The 20,629-nt window shown below is 64.9% G+C and carries 22 protein-coding genes and 1 pseudogene; 19 read left to right on the top strand and 4 right to left on the bottom strand.

From position 1 onward, the window contains the following. Positions 1-189: 189 nt before the first annotated feature. Positions 190-447, top strand: coding sequence for a BTH_I0359 family protein (locus AC1DS6_RS38780; protein WP_035859088.1), 258 nt, complete (start codon positions 190-192; stop codon positions 445-447). Between the two features lie 126 nt (positions 448-573). Here AC1DS6_RS38780 and AC1DS6_RS38775 read toward each other — a convergent pair whose 3' ends face one another. Further along, entirely contained in the window at positions 574-966 is a 393-nt protein-coding gene (locus tag AC1DS6_RS38775) for a rhodanese-like domain-containing protein (protein ID WP_006161304.1), read from the bottom strand. Between the two features lie 168 nt (positions 967-1,134). On the opposite strand from AC1DS6_RS38775, the gene AC1DS6_RS38770 reads away from it, so the two are divergent. The 6 genes from AC1DS6_RS38770 (at position 1,135) to AC1DS6_RS38745 (ending at position 7,265) form a co-directional block, all read left to right on the top strand. Continuing rightward, positions 1,135-2,217 carry a homocysteine S-methyltransferase family protein gene (locus tag AC1DS6_RS38770; RefSeq protein WP_035859084.1) on the top strand — a complete coding sequence of 361 codons (1,083 nt, stop codon included), beginning with the start codon at positions 1,135-1,137 and terminating at the stop codon, positions 2,215-2,217. 35 nt (positions 2,218-2,252) lie between these two features. Then, on the top strand, positions 2,253-5,000 hold the full coding sequence (gene metH, locus AC1DS6_RS38765) for a methionine synthase (RefSeq protein ID WP_441636165.1): 2,748 nt from the start codon (positions 2,253-2,255) through the stop codon (positions 4,998-5,000). Between the two features lie 239 nt (positions 5,001-5,239). Next, entirely contained in the window at positions 5,240-5,569 is a 330-nt protein-coding gene (locus AC1DS6_RS38760; RefSeq protein ID WP_035859082.1) for a hypothetical protein, read from the top strand. Between the two features lie 207 nt (positions 5,570-5,776). Then, on the top strand, positions 5,777-6,409 hold the full coding sequence (locus AC1DS6_RS38755) for a response regulator (protein ID WP_035859081.1): 633 nt from the start codon (positions 5,777-5,779) through the stop codon (positions 6,407-6,409). A 188-nt stretch (positions 6,410-6,597) separates the two neighbouring features. Further along, a complete protein-coding gene (locus AC1DS6_RS38750) occupies positions 6,598-7,005 on the top strand; it encodes a response regulator (RefSeq protein WP_035859079.1) in 408 nt (135 codons plus the stop codon). Between the two features lie 116 nt (positions 7,006-7,121). Beyond that, complete coding sequence (locus AC1DS6_RS38745; RefSeq protein WP_441636168.1) at positions 7,122-7,265, top strand: entericidin A/B family lipoprotein; 144 nt, start codon at positions 7,122-7,124, stop codon at positions 7,263-7,265. A gap of 254 nt (positions 7,266-7,519) precedes the next feature. Here the strand turns inward: AC1DS6_RS38745 and AC1DS6_RS38740 are convergent. Continuing rightward, positions 7,520-8,878: pseudogene (locus AC1DS6_RS38740) on the bottom strand (CHASE3 domain-containing protein); the annotation flags it as partial. A 297-nt stretch (positions 8,879-9,175) separates the two neighbouring features. Between AC1DS6_RS38740 and AC1DS6_RS38735 the strand changes: the two are divergent. From AC1DS6_RS38735 to AC1DS6_RS38720, 4 genes are all read left to right on the top strand, one after another. Further along, positions 9,176-9,349, top strand: coding sequence for a DUF1328 family protein (locus tag AC1DS6_RS38735; RefSeq protein WP_035859073.1), 174 nt, complete (start codon positions 9,176-9,178; stop codon positions 9,347-9,349). 77 nt (positions 9,350-9,426) lie between these two features. Beyond that, the gene (locus tag AC1DS6_RS38730; protein ID WP_441636170.1) at positions 9,427-9,588 is read left to right on the top strand and encodes a DUF1328 domain-containing protein; all 162 of its coding nucleotides are present in this window, start codon (positions 9,427-9,429) and stop codon (positions 9,586-9,588) included. Positions 9,589-9,652: 64 nt separating this feature from the next. Beyond that, positions 9,653-10,078 carry a glycine zipper domain-containing protein gene (locus tag AC1DS6_RS38725; RefSeq protein ID WP_441636172.1) on the top strand — a complete coding sequence of 142 codons (426 nt, stop codon included), beginning with the start codon at positions 9,653-9,655 and terminating at the stop codon, positions 10,076-10,078. 238 nt (positions 10,079-10,316) lie between these two features. Beyond that, complete coding sequence (locus tag AC1DS6_RS38720; RefSeq protein WP_441636182.1) at positions 10,317-10,790, top strand: ferritin-like domain-containing protein; 474 nt, start codon at positions 10,317-10,319, stop codon at positions 10,788-10,790. A gap of 280 nt (positions 10,791-11,070) precedes the next feature. Here the strand turns inward: AC1DS6_RS38720 and AC1DS6_RS38715 are convergent, their stop codons facing one another. Then, a complete protein-coding gene (locus AC1DS6_RS38715; protein ID WP_441636174.1) occupies positions 11,071-11,394 on the bottom strand; it encodes a DUF1840 domain-containing protein in 324 nt (107 codons plus the stop codon). A 246-nt stretch (positions 11,395-11,640) separates the two neighbouring features. Between AC1DS6_RS38715 and argS the strand changes: the two genes are divergently transcribed. The 5 genes from argS (at position 11,641) to AC1DS6_RS38690 (ending at position 16,802) form a co-directional block, all read left to right on the top strand. Further along, positions 11,641-13,434, top strand: coding sequence for an arginine--tRNA ligase (gene argS / locus AC1DS6_RS38710; RefSeq protein ID WP_441636176.1), 1,794 nt, complete (start codon positions 11,641-11,643; stop codon positions 13,432-13,434). Between the two features lie 116 nt (positions 13,435-13,550). Then, positions 13,551-14,318: an SPOR domain-containing protein gene (locus AC1DS6_RS38705; RefSeq protein ID WP_441636178.1), complete on the top strand. Its 768-nt coding sequence runs from the start codon at positions 13,551-13,553 to the stop codon at positions 14,316-14,318. Positions 14,319-14,395: 77 nt separating this feature from the next. Then, on the top strand, positions 14,396-15,034 hold the full coding sequence (locus tag AC1DS6_RS38700; RefSeq protein ID WP_441636180.1) for a thiol:disulfide interchange protein DsbA/DsbL: 639 nt from the start codon (positions 14,396-14,398) through the stop codon (positions 15,032-15,034). A gap of 137 nt (positions 15,035-15,171) precedes the next feature. Beyond that, on the top strand, positions 15,172-15,972 hold the full coding sequence (locus tag AC1DS6_RS38695; protein ID WP_441637513.1) for an SDR family oxidoreductase: 801 nt from the start codon (positions 15,172-15,174) through the stop codon (positions 15,970-15,972). Next, on the top strand, positions 15,969-16,802 hold the full coding sequence (locus tag AC1DS6_RS38690) for a helical backbone metal receptor (RefSeq protein WP_441637515.1): 834 nt from the start codon (positions 15,969-15,971) through the stop codon (positions 16,800-16,802). Before AC1DS6_RS38695 ends, AC1DS6_RS38690 begins: the two co-directional genes overlap by 4 nt. Positions 16,803-17,063: 261 nt before the next feature. Here the strand turns inward: AC1DS6_RS38690 and AC1DS6_RS38685 are convergent, their stop codons facing one another. Next, the gene (locus AC1DS6_RS38685; protein WP_477104494.1) at positions 17,064-18,143 is read right to left on the bottom strand and encodes an MBL fold metallo-hydrolase; all 1,080 of its coding nucleotides are present in this window, start codon (positions 18,141-18,143) and stop codon (positions 17,064-17,066) included. A gap of 219 nt (positions 18,144-18,362) precedes the next feature. Here AC1DS6_RS38685 and AC1DS6_RS38680 point away from each other — a divergent pair, with 219 nt between their 5' ends. From AC1DS6_RS38680 to AC1DS6_RS38670, 3 genes are all read left to right on the top strand, one after another. Continuing rightward, entirely contained in the window at positions 18,363-18,800 is a 438-nt protein-coding gene (locus AC1DS6_RS38680) for a MerR family transcriptional regulator (RefSeq protein ID WP_441637518.1), read from the top strand. 127 nt (positions 18,801-18,927) lie between these two features. Further along, a complete protein-coding gene (locus AC1DS6_RS38675) occupies positions 18,928-19,386 on the top strand; it encodes a PaaI family thioesterase (RefSeq protein WP_441637520.1) in 459 nt (152 codons plus the stop codon). Positions 19,387-19,475: 89 nt separating this feature from the next. After that, a partial coding sequence (locus AC1DS6_RS38670) for an isovaleryl-CoA dehydrogenase (RefSeq protein WP_477104493.1) occupies positions 19,476-20,629 on the top strand: 1,154 nt, incomplete at its 3' end.

Genomic DNA, 20,629 nt, shown 5'->3' with positions numbered 1-20,629 from the left:
GCTGACAGCGCCGTTGCCCAATGTAGTGAGGGAACGCTTAATTCCTGCGGTTCGCCGAAGCAAGAATCTTGAAAACACGGCAAACACCCTCAGCTTGGAGGTGAAATCGCGGAGGGCAACCGGCCAGTGTGCCGGTAATCGGAAGAATCATTGGCCCGCCGCTTACCCATGACAGCCAGGAGGTATGCCATGCAAATGATCTACAACAGCGACAATTACTGCATTGTCGAGTTTGGTGCGGATGTCGAGCATGCGCCTCTTGCCTCTGGCGGCTATGAAATCGTCGACAAGAACCTGAAACGCGAGATTTTCCTCGGCGGCCAGATGGCCGAGAGCTTTCGCGCGGACGTGCAACGTCTGATCGAGAGCGAGCCGTCGGTGGAAGAGGTGGACGATTTCCTTGGCAAGTTCGACACCGTGATGGTTCAGCCGCTGGTGATGCACTAGGCTTGTAGCCGCCTCTGCCGGTTCCTCGCTCAAGGGCGGCCGGCGAGTGAAACGGAAACGAGAAGCCCGCGCAATGCGCGGGCTTCTCGTTTTCAAGGCGCCGGTCCCCGGCGTTCCCAGTGTCTCTCAGTATTGTTCCCAGGGCAGGCCAGCATGGCGCCAGCCGTTGAGCGTATTGCGATGGCGTTCGGCGTCCAGGTCGCCCTCGAAGCCGTGCAGGACATTGTAGACCGTGGAGAACCCCGCGCCCTCCAGCGCTCTCGCGGCCGCTGTCGAGCGGTTGCCGCTGCGGCAGATCAGCAGCACAGGGCGGGCCGACGCCTGCCCCGCCAGCTTCTTCACCGACTGCACAAAATGCGGATTCACCTCCCAGTCCGGGCCATCGTTCCAGGGCACGTTGTGCGCCCCTTTCGGGTGTCCCACGAAGAGGTATTCCATCTCGCTGCGGCAATCGATGAAGAGCGCATCGGGCGATTCGCTGAGCAGGGTTTGCGCGTCGCCGGGACTAAGGTGTTGCATGGGAAAGGCTTCTCGGTAATGGGAAGGTTCCCCAGTGTAGGGCCGGGCGGTGCCATGCGGCAACCCGCGAGCGCCTTCGCGCGCACTGGCCTGCCCGCGTCCGTTATTCCGCAAACCATTGATGCAACTGATAAAATCGGACTCTTTTCCCTTGCTGTCGAGCCCCACATGAGCGCCGCCCCACGTCCCGCCTCGCTTCCTCCCGCGCGCCCCTATACCCGGGCGGCCAACCTGCCGGCCCTGCTGCGCGAGCGCATCCTGATCCTGGACGGTGCCATGGGCACCATGATCCAGCGCTACAAGCTGACCGAGGCGGACTACCGCGGCGAACGCTTCGCCGGGCACCATGTCGACGTCAAGGGCAACAACGAACTGCTGTTGCTGAGCCGCCCGCAGGTCATCAGCGAGATCCACGAGCAGTACCTGGCCGCCGGCGCCGACCTGATCGAGACCAACACCTTCGGTGCCACGGCCGTGGCGCAGGAAGACTACAAGATGGCGGACCTGGCGTACGAGATGAACGTCGTCGCCGCCAGGCTGGCGCGCGAAGCCTGCGACAAGTACAGCACGCCGGACAAGCCCCGCTTCGTGGCCGGCGCCTTCGGCCCCACGCCCAAGACCGCCAGCATCTCGCCGGACGTCAACGACCCGGGCGCGCGCAACGTGACCTTCGAGGAACTGCGCCATTCGTACTACGAGCAGGGCAAGGGTTTGCTGGAAGGCGGCGCAGACGTGTTCCTGGTGGAAACCATCTTCGACACGCTCAACGCCAAGGCCGCGTTGTTCGCTATCGACCAGTTGTTCGAGGACACTGGCGAGCGCCTGCCCGTGATGATCTCCGGCACCGTGACCGATGCCTCCGGCCGCATTCTGTCGGGCCAGACCGTCGAAGCGTTCTGGAACAGCCTGCGCCACGCCCGCCCGATCACCTTCGGCCTGAACTGCGCGCTGGGCGCCACGCTGATGCGCCCGTACATCGCCGAACTGGCCAAGATCTGCGACGCGGCCGTGTCGTGCTACCCCAATGCCGGCCTGCCCAACCCGATGAGCGATACCGGCTTCGACGAAACCCCGGAGGTCACGTCGTCGCTGGTGGAAGAGTTCGCCGCGTCCGGCCTGGTCAACCTGGTGGGCGGCTGCTGCGGCACCACGCCCGAGCACATCGCCGCCATCGCGCGGAGCGTGGCCAGCAAGAAGCCGCGCGCCTGGCCTGGCCAGTACCGCGACGGCGACGACCGTGCCGCCGCCTGAACATGCATCGCGAGCCCACAGAACAAGATCAAGCCATGACCAACGATACCCTGCCGTCGCGCCCGATGCGCCTGTCCGGCCTCGAGCCTTTCACCATCGATGAGGACACGCTCTTCGTCAACGTCGGCGAGCGTACCAACGTCACCGGCTCCAAGGCCTTCGCCCGCATGATCCTCAACGGCCAGTTCGACGAGGCGCTGGTGGTGGCCCGCCAGCAGGTCGAGAACGGCGCGCAGATCATCGATATCAACATGGACGAGGCCATGCTGGACTCGAAGGCCGCCATGGTGAGGTTCCTCAACCTGATCGCCTCCGAGCCCGATATCGCGCGCGTGCCCATCATGCTGGACTCGTCCAAGTGGGAAGTGATCGAGGCCGGCCTGCAATGCGTGCAGGGCAAGCCCGTGGTGAACTCGATCTCGCTTAAGGAGGGGGAGGAGCAGTTCCGTCATCACGCCGAGCTGATCCGCCGCTATGGCGCCGCTTCCGTGGTGATGGCCTTCGACGAGCAGGGCCAGGCCGATACCTTTGCCCGCAAGACCGAGATCTGCAAGCGCAGCTACGACATCCTGGTCAACGAAGTTGGCTTCCCGCCGGAAGACATCATCTTCGACCCGAACATTTTCGCGGTGGCGACCGGCATCGAGGAGCACAACAATTACGCGGTGGACTTCATCGAGGCCACCGCCTGGATCAAGCAGAACCTGCCGTACGCCAAGGTCAGCGGCGGCGTGTCCAACGTGTCGTTCTCCTTCCGCGGCAACGATGCTGTGCGCGAGGCCATCCACACCGTGTTCCTGTACCACGCCATCAAGGCGGGCATGGACATGGGCATCGTCAACGCCGGCCAGCTCGGCGTGTACGACCAGCTCGACCCCGAACTGCGCGAGCGCGTGGAAGACGTGGTGCTCAACCGCCGCGAGGACAGTACCGATCGCCTGCTGGAGATCGCCGACCGCTACAAGGGCGGCGGCGCGAAGAAAGAAGAAAACCTGCTGTGGCGCGGCACCCCGGAGAATCCGGTGCCGGTGGCCGACCGCTTGTCGCACGCGCTGGTGCATGGCCTGACCACCTTCATCGTGGAAGACACCGAGGAAGTGCGCCAGCACGTGGAAGCGCGCGGCGGCCGCACGATCGAGGTGATCGAAGGCCCGCTGATGGATGGCATGAATATCGTGGGCGACCTGTTCGGCGCCGGCAAGATGTTCCTGCCGCAGGTGGTCAAGAGCGCTCGCGTGATGAAGCAGGCCGTGGCTCACCTGCTGCCCTACATCGAAGAAGAGAAGCGCCTGCTGGCCGAGGCCGGCGGCGACGTCAAGGCACGCGGCAAGATCGTCATCGCCACCGTCAAGGGCGACGTGCACGACATCGGCAAGAACATCGTCTCGGTGGTGCTCCAGTGCAATAACTTCGAAGTGGTCAACATGGGCGTGATGGTCCCGTGCAACGAGATCCTGGCGCGCGCCAAGGTCGAGGGCGCGGACATCGTCGGTCTGTCCGGGCTGATCACGCCGTCGCTCGAGGAAATGGCCTACGTCGCTTCCGAGATGCAGCGCGACGACTACTTCCGCATCAAGAAGATCCCGCTGCTGATCGGTGGCGCCACCACCTCGCGCGTGCATACCGCGGTCAAGATCGCGCCGCACTACGAAGGCCCGGTGGTCTACGTGCCGGACGCCTCGCGCTCGGTCAGCGTGGCGTCGAGCTTGCTGTCCGACGAGGGCGCGACCAGGTACCTGGACGAGCTGAAGACCGACTACGAGCGCATCCGCCACCAGCACGCCAACAAGAAGGCCACGCCGATGGTGTCGCTGGCGAAGGCCCGCGCCAACAAGACGCCGGTGGACTGGAACGCCTACGTGCCACCCAAGCCGAAATTCATCGGTCGTCGCATCTTCCGCAACTACGACCTGACCGAGCTGGCCAACTACATCGACTGGGCGCCGTTCTTCCAGACCTGGGACCTGGCCGGCAAATTCCCCGACATCCTCAATGACGAGATCGTCGGCGAATCCGCCCGCCGCGTGTTCTCGGACGGCAAGGCCATGTTGTCGCGCCTGATCCAGGGCCGCTGGCTGACGGCCAACGGCGTGCTGGCGCTGCTGCCGGCCAACACCGTCAACGACGACGATATCGAGATCTACACCGACGAGACCCGCAGCCAGGTCGCGCTGACCTGGCACAACCTGCGCCAGCAGAGCGAGCGTCCGGTGATCGACGGCGTGATGCGGCCCAACCGGTGCCTCGCCGATTTCGTCGCGCCCAAGGACAGCGGCGTCGCGGACTACATCGGCGTGTTCGCCGTCACCGCCGGCATCGGCGTGGACAAGAAGGAAGCGCAGTTCGAGGCCGACCACGACGACTACAGCGCGATCATGCTCAAGTCGCTGGCCGACCGCCTGGCCGAAGCCTTCGCCGAATGCCTGCACGAACGCGTGCGCAAGGATCTGTGGGGCTACGACGCCGGCGAGGTGCTGACCAACGAGCAACTGATCGCCGAAAGCTATCGCGGCATCCGTCCGGCCCCGGGCTATCCGGCCTGCCCGGAACACACCGTCAAGGGCCCGATGTTCGACTATCTCAATACGGCCGAGATCGGCATGGGCATCACCGACTCGCTGGCGATGACGCCCGCGGCCTCGGTGAGCGGCTTTTACCTGGCGCATCCGGAGTCCACGTACTTCTCCGTGGGCAAGATCGGACAGGACCAGCTCGACGACATGGTGGCGCGCCGTGGCGAAGAACGCAGCGTGCTGGAGCGCGCGCTCGCGCCTAACCTGTAACCGCATGCGTGCGGCGGCGGCGGCGTTTTGTGCCCCCGCGCCGCCGCAAGCCGTTGGGCAAGCAGGGGAAAAGCTTCTCCGGGCCTGCCGATGTGACTTTGTAAGTTCTTCACCACTCCTTACAAGGCATTACATCTCCTAACAGACCGCGCGGCTCCGCATCCCTAGACTGAGGGCTCACATCAAGTGAACACCGCAGCGAATGTTTCGCGGCGGCGCAAACTGCCAGGAGCCTCTCAATGAATAAACTGCTGATCTCCCTTTCCGCTCTCTCGATCGCTGCCGCTTCCTCGCTGGCCATGGCGCAAGGTACCGGCGTTGATGCGAAGGCTGGTGCCACCGGCGCCATCTCGGCGCCCGCGGTCAGCGCGCCCGCAGACAAGGGTGCGGCGGCTGGCGCAGGCGTGAACGCCGGCCTGGACGCCAAGGCAGACGCTGCTACCGGCGCGCAGGCAAAGCCCACCGCCAAGACCAAGAAGCACACCAGCCACGCCAAGAGCAAGAAGGGCGAAGCCGCGGCCGACACCAGCGCGGCCGCCGATACCGGCGCGGCGACCAAGGTCCAGTAAGCCTGGGCCGGCAAGCCTGGAGCGCGCCGAGCGGTGCGCGGCCGGGCTGGAACGAAAGGGACGGGTTCAACCCGTCCCTTTTTCGTTCGCGCGGCCTGCACGGGGCGTGTCAGCCTTACACCGACATTCGCGCGGCTTTGCAAGCTCTACAATGCATTAGCCCCGCCGCTCCCGAGAGCTGGGGCATCCATGCCCAGGGAGAATCCCATGATTCGCGTTTTGATCGCCGACGATCACCAGATCGTGCGCGCTGGTCTGCGCCAGTTCATTGCCGACGAGCCCGATATCCGGGTGGAAGGGGAAGCTGCCAGCGGCGACGAAGTGATGACGCGCCTGCGTGAGCTCGAGTTCGATGTCGTGGTACTCGATATCTCGATGCCCGATCGCAATGGCATCGACGTGCTCAAGCTGCTGCGCCAGCGGCATCCCGACCTTCCGGTGCTGATCCTTTCCACCTATCCGGAAGACCAGTACGCCATCAACCTGATTCGCGCCGGCGCGTCCGGCTACCTGACCAAGGAAAGCGCGCCTGACGACCTGGTCAAGGCGATCCGCACCGTGGCCCAGGGCCGGCGCTATGTCAGCGCGAACGTGGCGGACCTGCTCATTGGCGGGCTGGATAAGCCGACCAATCAGCCGCTGCACCAGACCTTGTCCAAGCGCGAGTTCCAGATTTTCTGCAAGCTTTCGCGCGGCCAGTCGGTCTCGGTGATCGCCGAGGAACTGTTCCTGAGCGTCAAGACGGTAAGCACGTACCGCTCGCGCATTCTCGAAAAGATGGGCATGAAGACCAATGCCGACCTGACCTACTACGCCATCAAGAACGGTCTGGTGGAGTAGGCGGCGCGGGCGCGATGCCCATTCCCCTGCGTTTGCTATCCTGCGTGGCCCGCCTCCGGATGCCGCCCGCGGTGGCCCTGCAAGCCGTGGATGCGGCGTTGCCGGAACGGAAATCCCCCGCCCGCGCGGCGCCGCTGTAGGACGGACGCCGATAGTTTCTCTCCATACTCTGTTGCTACCATTAAGTCATGTTGGATCAAGCCGCAGCCCCTTCGTATCGAGCGCTGCGGGTCCTGCTAATCGAGGACTCGGCGGTCTTGCGAGGTATGTTGCTTGAATACCTGAGCGCATTCCCGTTTGTCGAGACTGTCGATTGGGCGGATACCGAAAGCTCGGCGCTGCGCCTCTACGAGGCGGGCAAGTACGAGGTCGTCATCGTCGATCTGCAATTGCGGCAAGGCAATGGCATCAATGTACTTCGTGCCATGCAGAAGACCCACGCATCTGGCATCCGCATCGTGTACACCAATCACGCCCAGGTGCCCACTTACCGGCGCCAGTGCACCGAGGCCGGGGCGGACTATTTTTTCGACAAGTCGCTCGAACTTGAGCAGGTGTTCCGCGTCATCGAGGAATACGCGCAGTCGGGCGATTGAATTGTTCGCGTTCTTGTCTTGGGACGGTGGCATTGGATGACGCATCAGATCAGTCCGGCAGTACCGGTAGTCCCTATCGCGGCCATGCCGCGTCAACCTAGAGCAAGGAGAAGATCATGAGAAAGCTGATGGCGCTGTGTGCCCTGGCGGTTGTCGTCCTGGTGACCGGTTGCAACACGATGGCCGGCGCCGGCAAGGATATCGAAAAGGGCGGCGAGAAGGTGCAAGGCGCCGCCGAGAGCACCAAGCAGAAAATGTAAGGCGCGAATCGCTGCGCCCGGACGGGCACGGCAAAGCAAAAGGGGCTCCGCGGGGCCCCTTTTTGCTTTGGCTGGTCGTATTACGGCCCAGTATCCTGGCCCTGCTGGCGCGGCGCCTCGCCGCCGGGCGTGGCCGTGGGTGTGCCGGCTGGCGTGCTTGCGGCCATGCTCGCCGGGGCGACCACCGGCGTATCCGGCGGCGCACTTTCAGGCTCATGATCGCCGAAATCGTCATCTTCCTCGCGCGGCGGCGCTACGATGGCATCGGTGAGCGGCACCTCGACCCGGATGGTCACGCCCGCGCCGGCCTCCGAGCGGATGTCCAGCGTGCCGCCCAGCGCAATCACGCGCTGCTCCATGCCCAGCAGGCCGTGGTGGCCAACGCTGCGCCGCGATTCGAAGTCCGCCGGCAGCCCGCGCCCGTTGTCGCTCACGGTCAGCAGAAGCACGCCGTCGGCGCAATCCAGCGTAATGGCCACGCGCCTGGCATCGGCATACTTGCTCGCGTTGGTCAGCGACTCCTGCACGATACGGTAAAGCGCGATGGCTGCGTCGTCGCGCAGCGGCGGCACCGCTTCGGCAAGCTGCACATCCGAGTCCCACTGGTTGCGCGCGGCGACCTCCTCCACCAACTGGCCGATGGCTTCCTTCAGGCCCAGGTTGAGCAGCACCGTGGGGCGCAGGTCTTCGATCAGGCGCCGCTTGATCTGGATGCCCTGGTCGACATGCAGCATCACGCGGGTGAGTTTTTCCGCCACGTCGGGATGGGATTCCTGTATGCGGCGGCGCACCCAGTGCATATCGAGCTTGGTGGCGGTCAGGATGGCGCCGAGTTCGTCGTGCAGCTCGCGCGCCAGCCGCGTCTTCTCGTCCTCGGTAACACGTTGCAGGTGAGAGGCCAGTGCCGATAGCTGGCGGGTGCGCGCGCGCACCATGCTGTCCAGACGCGCGCTTTCTTCTTCCAGCTCGCTGCGCGCGGCTTCCGATACCGCCATGCGCCGCGAATGCTGCAAGCCCACCACGATCAGCAGCACGATATTGATGGCGGTCAGCAGGCCAATGCCGTAACGCGACAGCGCGAGGTCGCGGTCGGCATACTCCAGGCTTTGCGACACCGATCCGGCTTCGCGCTGGAGCAGTGCCTCCAGCCCGCGCCGCGCGTTGTCCATGGTCTGCTTGCCGAAGTCGGTGCGCACCAGGTCCAGCGCCACTTCCACGTCGCGCTTGCCGTAGATCAGCGTCAGGTCCATCTCGGTCAGCTTGCGGTTGACGGCGGTAGACGCCTGCGTGAACAGCTGGAGCGCTTCCGCGTCGTCCGCGTAGCGGTTGCGCAGTGCGCTCATCAGCGCATTGATGCGGGGCAATGCCTGGTAATAGGGTTGCAGGTAGCTCTCCTTGCCTGTCAGCAGGAAGCCGCGCTGGCCCGCCTCGGCATTGACCAGCTCGCCAAGCAGTGCGGTGATCTGGCCCTGCACCTGCTGCGACTGGATCACCTGCGTATATCCCTGTCGCAAGCGGATGTTGCCCGCCTCGGAGGCGATCAGCACCACTACGGTAAGCACGATGCCGCCCGCTAGCAGCAAAGTGGAGCGCAACATTGACTGCTTGAACATTGTCGTTTCCCGAAAACGGGTGCCTGGCCGGTGGGCGTTCCCGCGCCGCGTGGCGCGGGGCGAGGTCCGGGCCAGGCATGCACCCTGTCGGCGTCGATGGAAGCACATCGACGGCCCCCGGTCAACCTGCAGTGCGCGGCCGCTGCGCGCGAGGCCGCGCCAATCCGGATCCTGTAGGAATTGGCTGACAAGGGAATCGGTGCGCCATCGGTGTCTGCGCGGCGAGGCGGTTTCTACCATGTAGCCATGACCTTGCGCGGTCTCGCGCAAGCCAGCGAGGGAAGAGGGAGAACGTCAATGCTGAAATGGGCGCTTATTTTCGCTGTGGTTTCCGTGGTCGCCGGCCTGCTTGGATTTACAGGTATCGCTGCCGGCGCCGCCGGCATTGCCAAGATCCTGTTCTTCATCTTCCTGGTGCTGTTCGTACTGTTCCTTGTCCTGGGCGTGACCGTGTTCAAAGCGGTGAAATAGCCAGGCGCCAGGTGCTGCCACTTGCCAGGCCCGCGCCGCGTGGCGCGGTAGCGCAATTCACTTAGGGAGCCATCACCATGTTGCACTACGCAGTCGTGTTCTTTGTCATCGCCCTGATTGCCGCCGTGTTCGGCTTTGGGGGCATCGCAGCAGGCGCGGTCGAAATCGCCAAGATCCTGTTCTTCATCTTCCTGGTGGTCGCCCTTGTGACCTTCGTGATCGGCCTGGTCAGGCGCTAGGCGGAGGCGGAGCACAGCACGAACGGAATCACAGAGCGTCCTCAGACGAAACGGAGATAAGGCGATGCTGACCAACAACCCGAAGGTCCGAAAGGAAGTGAACCACCTGGCCGATAGTGCCGAGAGCACGGTCCGCCAGATCAGGCATGCCGCGCGCGATACCCGCGATGCTGCGGGGCCGGTTGCCGGCGAGGTCAGGGCACTGATCGCGCAACTCGAGCAAACCATGGAAGTGCTGGGGCGCGAAGGCTCGTCCGAAGCCGTGCAGGCAGGACGCCGGCTGCATGAGCGCACGCGTGCACTGGGCGGCCACCTGCGCCGTGCCACGCTGGATGGCGCAAGCCGGGCACGAGAGCGCGTCGACCACGCCGTGGACGGGGTTCAGCAGAGCGTGGCTGCATCGCCACTGAAGGCGATCGGCATAGCAGCGGCTGTGGGCGCATTCGTCGGTTTGCTGCTGGCTGCCAACGGACGCAACAGAGAGGACTGATGCGCCGCGTCCGACCGCACCGAAGCACGCACTGAAACAGGTCGAAGCCCATCGTAATTGCGCAGGCCTGGCAGAGCCCATTCCCCAATCCCACAGGAGCATGATCGCCATGGACACCCCGGTTACAGAGAAGCCCGCCGTCGGCAAAGGCAAGAACCAGCAGTCCCGGAACGAGAAAGGCGTGAGCGGCGGCTTCCTGTCCGACGTCAAGACATTGCGCGAGCGCGCCCGCAAGCATATGGAGGATGGCGCCGTCACGCAGGACTACGGCGCGGACCGCACTACCGTGCTGAAGCTCCTCAACGAGGCGTTGGCCACCGAACTGGTCTGCGTACTGCGCTACCGGCGCCACTACTTCATGGCCAAGGGAATTCACGCCGAGCCGGTTGCCGCCGAGTTCAAGGTCCACTCCGACGAAGAACAGGGCCATGCCGACCGCATCGCGGCGCGCATCGTACAGCTTGGCGGGGCGCCCGATTTTTCGCCGGACACCCTGTCGGCGCGTAGCCACTCCGAATACGTCGAGGCCGGATCGTTGACCGACATGATCAGGGAAAACCTGGTGGCCGAGCGTATTGCCATCGAGAGCTATCGGGAGATGGTGCAGTACATGGGCGATCGCGATCCGACCACGCGCCGCATGCTGGAAGAAATCCTTGCAGTCGAGGAAGAGCACGCGGACGAACTTGCGGACTTGCTGGTCAAGGGCTAGCAATCCGGCGCCGTTAGTGATTCATGCGCCTCATCGAATAAAGCGATTCTTCCCCCTTCCGGATCGACTCCCTGATCCGGCGCGCCCGGCCAGGAACATTGGCCGGGCCATTTTTATGTCAATCCGGGATTTCGGGCGGAGGGGGGAGGCGGTGCGAGGGCGAAGCTAGAATGCGCCGCCAGCGGAAAGGGTGCCGGCGGCAAGGGCACTGCCGCGGCGGGGGCGCCGCCAGGCGGCGCCTGCCTCCGCTACTATGGGCTGTTCAGGTCCGGTGCGGCGCCTACACGCCCCACATGACCTCGGTGTTCTCGCGCAGGGAAGCGCGCAGCATGTCGAGGAATGGGTAGGCCCGCTGGCCCAGGTGCAAGGGCTCCTCCTCCTGGTCCTCCTCCTGCTTGCCCGGTGATACCGACGACTCGGCCGGGTGCACCTTCTTGGCGTCCGTCACCGCGGCTTCCAGTTTGTGGATGCAGCGGGGCAGTTCCTCGGTGGTGATCACCCCGCGCTCTCCCAGGTGCTTGCCGATAATCCCCAGGAGCGTGACGGCAAGATCCCTCATCATGATGAGGTCTTGCGACGCGTGGGATTTGAAGGTGATCAGCATGATTTATCCTTTCCTTGGCGTACAGCGAAGTACATGACCGCGCGGCTTGTCCGGGACTCGGTCCAGGGGGCGCAACGGCCGGTTTCAGGCCCGCTGCATGATGTCAGCATAGCACCTGATAAAATTCCGCGTTCTGCAATTCATTGCCTGCCACGCGGCGCGGCCTCCACATGCCGCCCGTGACGGTGCCGCCGCTTCCGGACCGCCGCGGCGGCACCAGACAACCGCCTCAGGGCCACGACATCCATGCTGCCAGTTCAGACCACCAACCTTGCCGCTGCGTTCAACGACGCGGTGCGCGCACTCGCTCCGGCCGACGCCGCCCTGCCCGCTGCCACCTTCGAACGCCCCAAGGTGGCCGCCCACGGCGACCTGGCCTGCAACCTCGCCATGCAGGTTGCCCGCTCGCTCAAGCGCAACCCGCGCGAGCTGGCCCAGCAGATTGTCGATGCGGTCAAGGCCGATGCGCGTACCGCCGGCCTGGTGGCCGGGCTTGAGATTGCCGGTCCCGGCTTTATCAACCTGCGCCTGACGCCGGCCGCCAAGGCCGACGTGCTGCGCGCGGTGCTCGAGCAGGGCAACCGCTATGGTGCCCAGGAGCAGGGCGCGCGCGGCAAGGTGCTGGTCGAGTTCGTCTCGGCTAACCCGACCGGTCCGCTGCACGTGGGCCACGGCCGCCAGGCGGCGCTGGGCGATGCGCTTGCCAACCTGCTGGACTGGCAGGGTTTCGCCGTGCACCGCGAGTTCTATTACAACGACGCCGGCGTGCAGATCCAGACCCTGGCGACCTCCGTGCAGGCGCGTGCCCGCGGCCTCAAGCCGGGAGATGCCGGCTGGCCTGAATCGGCCTACAACGGCGACTATATCGCCGACATCGCCGCCGACTTCCTGGCCGGCAAGACCGTGCGCGCATCCGACGGCGACGCCGTGACGGCCTCCGGCAACGTCGAGGACATCGAGTCGATCCGCAAGTTTGCCGTGGCCTACCTGCGCAACGAGCAGGACATCGACCTGCGGGCGTTCGGCGTCAAGTTCGACCGCTACTACCTGGAATCGTCCCTCTACAGCGACGGCAAGGTAGAGGCCACGGTGAAATCGCTGGTGGACAAGGGCAAGACCTACGAGAACGAGGGCGCGCTGTGGCTGCGCACCACCGACGACGGCGACGACAAGGACCGCGTCATGCGCAAGGGCGACGGCACCTATACCTACTTCGTGCCGGACGTGGCCTACCACACCAGCAAGTGGGAGCGCGGCTTCACCAAGGTCATCAACGTGCAGGGCAGCGACCACCACGGCACCATCGCGCGCGTGCGCGCGGGACTGCAAGGGCTGGAAATCGGCATCCCCGTGGGCTACCCCGACTACATCCTGCACAAGATGGTCACCGTCATGAAGAACGGCGAGGAGGTCAAGATCTCCAAGCGCGCCGGTTCCTATGTGACCGTGCGCGACCTGATCGAATGGAGCAACGGCGCGGAAGGCGGCGAGACCATCCGCGGCTGCCTGGAAGCCGGCGTGGCGGACTGGCCCGAGCACTTCACGCGCGGGCGCGATGCGGTGCGCTTCTTCCTGCTGTCGCGCAAGGCGGACACGGAATTCATTTTCGATGTCGACCTCGCGCTCAAGCAGAACGACGAGAACCCGGTGTATTACGTGCAGTACGCCCATGCCCGGATCTGCTCGATCTTCGAATCCTGGGGCGGCGCCGACTGGGAAGCCAAGCTTCCCGCGCTGGCCGGCGCCGACCTGGCGCCCGTGACCGGCCCCGATGCCACCCCGCAGGCGCTCGCGCTGGGCCAGCGCCTGGCCGATTTCCCGGACATGCTGGCGGCGGCGGCGGACGAACTGGCGCCGCACGCGGTCGCCTTCTACCTGCGGGACGTGGCGGGCGATTTCCATGCCTTCTATAACTCCGACCGCGTGCTGGTGGATGACGAGGCCGTCAAGCTGGCCCGTCTGGCGATGCTGGCCGCGACGCGGCAGGTGTTGCGCAACGGGCTGGCGGTGATCGGTGTCTCGGCGCCGCAACGGATGTAAACGCCCCGCGCCGGGGGCTCCCCCCCTGGCACGGGCAAGCGTGTCGTCTTGACCACAGACAGTGATGCCGGGATTGGCGCAGGCTCTATAATCGCGCCATCACGCTAGAGGAATTCATGCAACAGCAACGCAAGCGCGCCCTGCGCAATGCCAGCCGCGCCCCGCAGCGCGGAGGTACGTTCCTGGGACTGGTGCTGGGCCTGATCGTCGGCCTGGCGATCGCGGTAGTGGTCGCCCTGTACATCACCAAGTCGCCGGCGCCATTCCAGCAAAAGGGCGCTCAGAAGCCGTCCGAGCCCGGCAATATCGTCAGCAACCTGCCGGCCCCGGCGCAGGAAGCCCCGACGGATCCCAACAAGCCGCTGTGGAGCAAGACGCCGGCCAAGCCCGTCGGGCCTGCCGCCGAGCCCGAGCAGCCCGCCGGTCCGGCGCCCACGGTGAAGCCGCCTGAGCGCCAGCCCCCGGTGGCCGCCAACCGGCCCGCCGAAAAACCGGCTGAGAAGCCGACCGAGAAGCCGACCGAGAAGCCCGCGGAAAAACCGGCCGAGAAGCCCGCGCAGAAACCGGCGGAAAAGGCCGCCGAGAAGCCGGCCGAGAAGCCCGTCGCCGACCCGATCGCCGAGATCGCCCAGGCCGATGCCAACAAGGTCGGCTACCTGCTGCAGGTGGGCGCCTTCCGTTCGCAGGACGACGCTGACCGCCAGAAGGCCAACCTGGCCATGCAGGGTTTCGAGGCCAAGGTGACCGAGCGCGACGTCAATGGTGTCAAGCTCTATCGCGTGCGCCTGGGGCCGTTCAACAAGATCGAAGATATGAACCGCGCGCGCGACCGGCTGCAGTCGTCGGGCTTCGAAGCTTCGGTGATCCGTTTTACCAAGCAGTAACAACCCGGGGCGTTCGCTGAACCGGAACGCCCCGCCGCTGTCATACGCTCATTGCCCATTTTCGAAAGCCGCGCCATATGAAGAAACTCGCCACCTTGTTCGCCACGCTGGTCGCTGTGACCGGTTTCCTGATGACCGCACCTGCCCAGGCAGCCACGCCCACCTCGGGCAAGGAATATCAGGTCCTGAAAGCGCCGCAGCCCGTCGCGCCGGGCAAGATCGAAGTCACCGAGTTCTTCTGGTACGGCTGCCCGCACTGCTTCGATTTCGAGCCCGAGCTGGAAGCCTGGGTGAGCAAGCAAGGCAAGGACGTCGTGTTCAAGCGCGTGCCGGTGGCCTTCCGCGACGACCTGCTGCCGCACACCAAGATCTTCTATGCGCTGGAATCCCTCGGCAAGCTTGACGCCATGCACAGCAAGGTCTTCAGCGCCATGCACGTCGACCGCAAGCGCATGCTGGACCCGAACGAGATCGCCGACTTCATGGCCAAGAACGGCATTGACCGCAAGGCGTTCCTCGACGCCTACAACTCGTTCTCCGTGACCACCAACTCGCAACGCGCCAACAAGATCGCGGACGCCTACAAGATCGACGGCGTGCCGACCATCGTGGTGCAGGGCAAGTACGTGACCTCGCCGTCCATCGCCGGCACCAAGGGCGCGGCCATCCAGACCTTGGATTACCTTGTCGGCCAGGTCCGCGACAAGAAGATGTAAATTCCCTGCGGCGGCCAGCCCTGGCCGCCAGCGGTCGACCGGCACCGCCGGCGCCGGCGTGGCGCAGCGGCGTCCGGCCCGCGCCGGGATGGGGCTGTCGGCATGAACAGTGTTGCAGTTTCCCCAGGACCCACCCGATGCGAGCACTGAAAGTCTTTCTTACCGGCGCGTCGAGCGGACTCGGCCAGGCCCTGGCGCGCGAGTACGCCGCGCAGGGCGCCATCCTCGGACTGGTTGGCCGGCGCGAAGACGTGCTGCGCGAATTTGCCCGCAGCCTGCCCAACCCCAACGCCGTGCGCGTTTATGCCGCGGACGTGCGCGATGCCGCCGCCATGCAGCTCGCCGCTCAGGACTTCCTCGATCATTTTGGCTGTCCGGATGTGGTGATCGCCAACGCCGGCGTATCGGTCGGCACCGTGGCCAGCGAGCGCGAGGATCTTGAAGCTTTCCGCATGGTGATGGACACCAACTGGTTCGGCGTGCTCACTACCTTCCAGCCGTTCATGCAGCCCATGCGCGAGCGCGCTCCCGGCGCCGGCGGCTGGCGGGGCACGCTGGTCGGCATTGCCAGCGTGGCCGGCGTGCGCGGGCTGCCCGGCGGCGGCGCCTACAGCGCCTCCAAGTCCGCCGTGATCAAGCTGCTCGAAAGCCTGCGCCTGGAACAGCGCCGCGAGCGCATCCGCGTGGTCACCATCGCACCCGGCTATATCCGCACGCCGATGACCGAGCACAATCCCTATCGCATGCCTTTTCTGATGGATGCCGACGTATTCGCCCGCAAGGCGGTGCGTGCCATTGCCGCAGGCCGCCGCTTCGCCGTGCTGCCGTGGCAGATGGGCGTGGTGGCGTCCATCCTGCACCTGATGCCGCGCTGGCTTTACGATGCGCTTTTCTCGCGCGCGCCGCGCAAGCCGCGCAGCCAGGACAAGCAGTCATGACCTGGCAGGATGCCGCAGGCGTCTTGCATGGCCCCGCTGCCGGGGAGGTGCGTATCGCTTCGCTGGTGCCATCGGTGACGGAGCTGTTGTTTGCGCTGGGGCTGGGGCCGCAGGTGGTGGCGCGCACTGGCTTTTGCATTCATCCCGAGCCTGCCGTGCGTGCCGTTGCCAAGGTGGGCGGCACCAAGGATGTCAAGCTTGAGCGCCTGAGGGCGCTGGCGCCTACGCATGTGGTGGTCAATATCGATGAGAACCGCCGCGAGACGGTCGATGAGATCCGGGGGTTCGTTCCGCATGTGATCGTGACTCACCCGTGTGCGCCTGAGGATAATCTTGCGCTTTATCGCTTGCTTGGCGGCATTTTCGGCCGGGTTGCCGAAGCTGAGTCGCTATGCGAGGCGATGGAGTTCGAGCTGGCGCAGGTGCGTGGCCGGATTTGGCCCGGGCGCAAGGTGCTGTATGCGATCTGGCAGGATCCGTGGATGACGGTGTCCAGGGATACCTATATCAGTCGCATGCTGGCGTTGGTCAACTGGCAGACCTGGCCTTCGGCGCGAGCCATGCCGGAAGCCTGTGTCGACGGGGATTGCAGCCGGCCCAATACGGCGGACACCCGCTATCCGAGTTTTCGCTGGAGCGAGGGGCTGGTGCGGGAGATTGATCTGGTTTTGCTTTCCAGTGAGCCTTATCGGTTTACCGAGGCGCATGTGGATGCGCTGGAGCGGCAGATCGGGAAGGAGGTTTTGCTGATCGATGGGGAGATGGTTTCGTGGTATGGGAGTCGGGCTGTTGAGGGGGTTGGGTATTTGGCGCGGTTTGCGGCTGGCTGACTTCGAAGTTAAAGGCTTAAAGTCAAAGACAGTTTCACCACCCCTGCGGGGCGGCGACCTACTTTCTTGTCTTGCCAAGAAAGTAGGCAAAGAAGGCGCGCCGGATGGGGCGCCCCCCCCCTCGCCCCATACGGCCTGGTACACCTTGATGGCTCGCTTCGCATTGCGCTGGGGGGCGGCCCGCCTTTCGGGCGCGCCACATGGCTACTGCCGGTTGGCTATGCTGTTTTCGGTCCGTATGCCTAGCCCGGGACTTCGATGTCAGGCCAACATCCTGAACCTGACTACGCCGTCGGCCCCGACTTCCCGGCTGACTTCCCCCGCGTGCCACAACAGGTGCAAGTGGGCCAGCGCTTCGCCCATCGCGAACGTCATCTGGTGAATATCAAATTGCCGCTTGAACATGACGCCGACGATGTCATGCGCATTGCACGGCTTTTCCGCGCAGGCCGCGCGCGTCTCGGCCAGGCGGTCTACATGGTGCTCGCGCAGTTGCCTGATCCGCGTATGCAGGTTCCGGAAGGGCTTGCCATGCGACGGGAGGATCAGCACATCCTCGGGCAGCGGCTCGTACTTGCCGAGGGAGTCCAGGTATAGCTTGAGCGGATTGGCTTCCGGTTCCATGTCGAACACGCTGACATTGGTGGAGATGCGCGGCAGCACCATGTCGCCGGAAATCAGCACATTGATGCCGGCGTTGTATAGCGCGACGTGTTCGGGCGCATGGCCAAAGCCGGTGATCACGCGCCAGCCGGACCTGGCGGGGTCGGTGCCGATATTGACGATATCGCCGTCCATCATGCGCCGGTACTGGGTGGGCAGGTCGGGCACCAGCGACGGGTAGTAGCTCTTGCGCGCGCGCAGCTTTTCCAGGCTGTCGGGGTCGGTCAGGCCGTGGCGGGCGAAGTGGCTGGCGGCGAAGTCGCCGCCGGCGTTGGAGCCAACGCCGCCCCCGCCACCCATCACGCGGGCGTTCATATAGTCGCCCAGGCTCATCCATAGCCGTGCGTCCCAGCGCTTGCACAGCCAGTGCGCCAGGCCGATGTGGTCGGGGTGGCAGTGCGTGGCCAGCACGCGCAGCACCGGCAGGCCTTCGAGTTCGTTGGCGAATATGGTTTCCCAGTGCGCCTTGATGGTGTCGTTGGTGACGCCGCAGTCGATGATGGTCCAGCCGTCTTGGCCGTCGATGCGGTCGCGTACCAGCCACAGGTTGATGTGGTCCAGCGCGAAGGGCAGGGGCATGCGGAGCCAGTAGACGCCAGGCGCGACTGCCTGCCGCGCGCCGCCTGCGGGCATGGTGTCGCCAAACGGATATTGGAGTTGGTGTTCGAGTGCGTTCATGGGGAGTCTCTCTCTCGTCCGAAGCCCTGTGCATGCGCTGCCGCATGCAGGCGGGCTTTCTCGTTGTCACGGTAGCCGTCGCAAAATGGCGATGCACGCCACGGTTGCCAGCCGCCTTGCTTGACGCTAACGTTAACGTCAACTGGAGCGGGCTTTTTCAATATTAAGCGAAAACTTCATTCTGTACCGAACGACCGTTCACTTTTTTACTGGGTCACCATGCCAGATTCGCCAGCCACGCCGACGTACACCATCACCGATCTCGCCCGCGAGTTCGATGTCACGCCCCGCGCTATCCGTTTCTATGAGGACCAGGGCTTGCTGTCGCCCGAGCGCGAAGGCCCGAGCGGGCGCAAGCGTGTCTATAACGGGCGCGAGCGCACCCGCCTGAAGCTCACGGTGCGGGGCAAGCGGCTGGGCCTGACGCTGAACGAAATCCGCGAGATCCTGGATCTCTACGAATCGCCGCGCGACACAGCACCGCAGCTCGAGCGCTTCCTGCACTCGCTGGCGCACCATCGCGGCACGCTGGAGCGCCAGCTCGAGGACCTGCAGGCGCAGCTTGCGGAAATCGATCAGCATGAACGGCATTGCCGGGCACTGCTGGCGGCCCAGACAGGTGCGGAAGGCCCTGCGGACGAGGCAAAAAGCGCCTGATGCGGCATTATCATTCGGTCTTTGGTGGATTTGATTGACGTTTACGTAAACGTAAATAGAATAGCTTCTCAGCCCATCGTCCGCGCCGGGCCTCTGCGTTGCCGGCCGGCGAACAAAAGGAAAGCCCATGCCTCTCGCCGTCGAATCCACTTCCTTGCCGGCCGCGCGCGCGGACGCGATCGCCACCAGCTTCGCCCGCCAGGGCCTGATGACCACCTTCGGCGCGGCGCTGACACGGGTGACGCGCGGCGAGGTCGAGATCGCCATGCCGTGGTCCGAGGGCGTGACCCAGCAGCACGGTTTCTTCCACGGTGGCGCCGTGGGGGCGCTGGCCGACAGTGCCTGCGGCTACGCGGCGCTGTCGATGGTTGGCGAGGGTGAGGCGGGGCTGACCGCGGAGTACAAGATCAACCTGCTGTCGCCGGCCAAGGGCGAGCGCCTGGTAGCGGTGGGCCGCGTGCTCAAGCCCGGCCGCACGCTGATCGTGGCGCAGGGCGATGTATTCACCGAGACCGCTGGCGTGCGCAAGGCGGTGGCCACCATGCTGATGACCTTGTGCGTGGTGCGCACGCTCGAACACGTCTGACACCTATCACCTATCACCTATCACCCATCGCGGCGCAAGATCGCGAAACCCGTAAAACACGAGTAACAGAACCGAATCAGGAGACCGCCATGACCGACCTGCCAGGCCTGAAGTTCGACTTGGGCGAAGACATCGAGATGCTGCGCGAGTCCGTGCGCAACTGGGCGCAGGCCGAACTCGCTCCGCGCGCCGCGGAGATCGACCGCACCGACCAGTTCCCGATGGACGCCTGGAAGAAGATGGGCGATCTCGGCGTGCTCGGCATCACCGTGGCGGAGGAGTACGGTGGCGCCAATATGGGCTACCTGGCCCACATGATCGCGATGGAAGAGATCAGCCGCGCTTCCGCCTCGGTCGGCCTGTCCTACGGCGCGCACTCCAACCTGTGCGTGAACCAGATCCACCGCAATGGCACCCCCGCGCAAAAAGCCAAATACCTGCCGAAGCTGGTCTCCGGCGATTGGATCGGCGCACTGGCCATGAGCGAGCCCAAYGCCGGCTCCGACGTGGTGAGCATGAAGCTGCGCGCCGACTTCAAGGGCGACCGCTACGTGCTCAACGGCACCAAGATGTGGATCACCAACGGCCCGGACTGCGATGTGCTGGTGGTCTACGCCAAGACCGAGCCGGACCTGGGCGCGCGCGGCATGACCGCCTTTATCGTCGAGAAGGGCATGAAGGGCTTCTCGGTGGCRCAGAAGCTGGACAAGCTGGGCATGCGCGGCTCGCACACGGGCGAGCTGGTGTTCCAGGACGTCGAAGTGCCGGTCGAGAACATCCTCGGCGCGGAAAACGCCGGCGCCAAGGTGCTGATGAGCGGGCTGGACTACGAGCGCGCGGTGCTCTCCGGCGGCCCGGTCGGCATCATGCAGGCCTGCATGGACGTCATCACCCCCTACATCCACGACCGCAAGCAGTTCGGCCAGAGCATTGGCGAGTTCCAGCTGATCCAGGGCAAGGTGGCCGACATGTACACCACGCTGCAGGCCGCGCGCAGCTATCTGTACACGGTGGGCAAGAACCTGGATTCGCTGGGCACCGAACACGTGCGCCAGGTGCGCAAGGACTGCGCCGCGGTCATCCTGTACACCGCCGAGAAGGCCACCTGGATGGCCGGCGAGTCGGTGCAGATCCTGGGCGGCAACGGCTATATCAACGAATACCCGGTCGGCCGGCTGTGGCGCGACGCCAAGCTGTACGAGATCGGCGCGGGCACGTCGGAAATCCGGCGCATGCTGATCGG

Source organism: Cupriavidus sp. 05L310 (genome assembly GCF_056398185.1).
Note: the sequence above shows the minus strand (reverse complement) of the source record. Positions and strands in the feature narration are given on the sequence as shown.